This is a genomic window from Ferrovum myxofaciens (assembly GCF_000735045.1).
Classification (GTDB): domain Bacteria; phylum Pseudomonadota; class Gammaproteobacteria; order Burkholderiales; family Ferrovaceae; genus Ferrovum; species Ferrovum myxofaciens.
On sequence record NZ_JPOQ01000270.1, the window covers coordinates 1 to 2,030 of the forward strand.

Consider the following 2,030-nt stretch of genomic DNA (forward strand, 5'->3'; position numbering starts at 1 on the left):
AATAGGCAGCAACTGGTTTCTTAGGTAGGAATCGTCCGAGATCCAGGAGCGCTTGTAACCCTTCACGAAGGGCATGTAGCGCTGTTCGATGAACTCGGAGAATGTGGGGACCTGGCGGAGTGTTGCTTTCTCAGCAGCGGGGTCGATGCCAAGGGCAATCTGGCCGCGTAATTTCACGGCCGCCTTTTTTGCTTGATCGAAAGTGATGGATTTTGCGTCACCAATGCGGTATTGTTTCTGACGACCATGGGGGTCACGATAGCGCAAGTAGTAAGTTTTTCCGCCTGATGCGCGTATTTCAATGCTGAGTCCTGGGATGGCTGGGTCAAAGAGTTCGATCCTCAGTTTGTCTTTTGGACAAGTTGTTGATCGTATGGTTGCGGCATCAAGCGTCACGGATGGCATAATTAACCTCATAATGAAGCACTATATGTTTCATTATGACATAAAAAACATCATAACGCAACTTTAGTGCGTATTTTTTTGAGATTTCGATATGGATATTTTGCATCCGAGATTCTTAAGACAGGTGAGGGCCGCACGCTCGTTGCTGGGTTGGAGCCAAAAACAGTTGGCGGAACAGTCTGGGGCTTCACTGTCCACGCTGAATCGATTTGAGCGTGGCGATGGTAGTCCTAATGTAAATTCCTTGCGATTGATCTATAAAGCCTTCGAGCGAGCAGGGATTCAGTTCGTTAATTCGTCTGATGGCTCAATGGGGGTGCTTCTTTCGGCAGAAGGGTTGAATTGCGCAGAGAAAATGTCGTCCTTTACTCCAAGTGAAACCAACGGATGACAAGACTATCGCTGCCGAGTACAATGGACTTCGTGGCTCATTTGAGCAACGATTTGGAATGGAAAGGAGGTAATATGGCCGCCAATGCATTTGTGAGAGCGAGAATTGACGAAGGTCTTAAAGATGAGGCTGCCGCAGTTCTCGCAGATATGGGGTTGACCATATCTGATGTGGTGCGTATCGTTTTGACGAAAGTTGCCAAGAACAAGGCATTGCCGTTTGAAATGTTGGTACCCAACAAAATAACAGTCGAAACGCTCGAAAAAAGTGAACGTGGTGAAGAGATTTACCATGCGAAAGATGCTAGTGACCTTTTTGAGCAACTTGGTATTTGATGAGAACGCCGTCATATGCTGGTCAGTTCACGCGGGATGTGAAGTTGGCCAAAAAACGCAAAAAAGATCTGAGCAAGTTGCGGACATTACAGTGCAGTCGCGGCAAAAATACAGGCCCCAGTTGTTATTTCAACCTGAGCTGGATTCAAGCGCCAATTGCAGATGTGCAGACGGTCAGTTAATTTTCATCCTCCTCTGATTACCCCGGCACGTTTACAGTCGGCGATGTCTGCTTTGTCCGGTTTATGTCGGGTTCATCCAACGTCGGGTTTGTCTGGTTTATGGCTGGTTTTGCACCAAGCGGTATGCCGTGCCGCGCCCGGTTTTTGCAGTCTTCGTCAGCAAACCTTTTTTCACCATATCATCCAAATCACGGGCGGAGGTTCTTTCAGTCGCGCCGGTTATTTGCCGATACTCGGCATTAGTGATCTGCCGACTCATTTTTAGATGAGGAATGATCTTGTTTTGACGATCATTCAAACTCATACCTGCCAGCACATGTGCAGTGAGCCAGTCGCGCCAGAGCGTCGTCACAAATTCACCGGGTGGTTGATCAAAATCTGGCTCCGGCAAAGCGTGCTCGATACTCTCCTGAATCATCATCAGCGTGCCCGTACCATATTTCTCGATATAGCCTGCCAGATAAAGCGCTTCGCACACCCGAGCATTACGGGTTAGCGAACGGTGCGGCTTGCGCAGTTGCTCAAGCGTCAGCGGGGCGAGAAGTTCGCCCGGATTCCACACCTGGGTATTCTGGACCAACGTGACCGGTTATTCTGATTTATCGTGACCGGTCATTCTGGTTATCGTGACCGCCTGTTCTGATTTATCGTGACCGATTTGGCGGGTTTCCGGAATCTTCGGTCACGATGCCGGAATGACGTTGTACGATGAGGTAA

The 2,030-nt window shown here is 48.8% G+C and carries 4 protein-coding genes; 2 read left to right on the forward strand and 2 right to left on the reverse strand.

Annotated features, from left to right (window positions below):
- On the reverse strand, nucleotides 1–405 hold a 405-nt coding region (locus IV91_RS0113420; RefSeq protein ID WP_035418328.1), incomplete at its 3' end, for an Arm DNA-binding domain-containing protein.
- Between the two features lie 91 nt (nucleotides 406–496).
- On the opposite strand from IV91_RS0113420, the gene IV91_RS17515 reads away from it, so the two are divergent.
- Together IV91_RS17515 and IV91_RS0113430 are read left to right on the forward strand one after the other, a co-directional pair.
- Entirely contained in the window at nucleotides 497–796 is a 300-nt protein-coding gene (locus tag IV91_RS17515; protein WP_082783490.1) for a helix-turn-helix domain-containing protein, read from the forward strand.
- 74 nt (nucleotides 797–870) lie between these two features.
- Nucleotides 871–1,131, forward strand: coding sequence for a type II toxin-antitoxin system RelB/DinJ family antitoxin (locus IV91_RS0113430; protein ID WP_031599295.1), 261 nt, complete (start codon nucleotides 871–873; stop codon nucleotides 1,129–1,131).
- Between the two features lie 279 nt (nucleotides 1,132–1,410).
- Here the strand turns inward: IV91_RS0113430 and IV91_RS0113440 are convergent, their stop codons facing one another.
- Nucleotides 1,411–1,893, reverse strand: a complete 483-nt coding sequence (locus IV91_RS0113440; protein ID WP_031599298.1) for an ATP-binding protein — start codon at nucleotides 1,891–1,893, stop codon at nucleotides 1,411–1,413.
- Nucleotides 1,894–2,030: the final 137 nt, after the last annotated feature.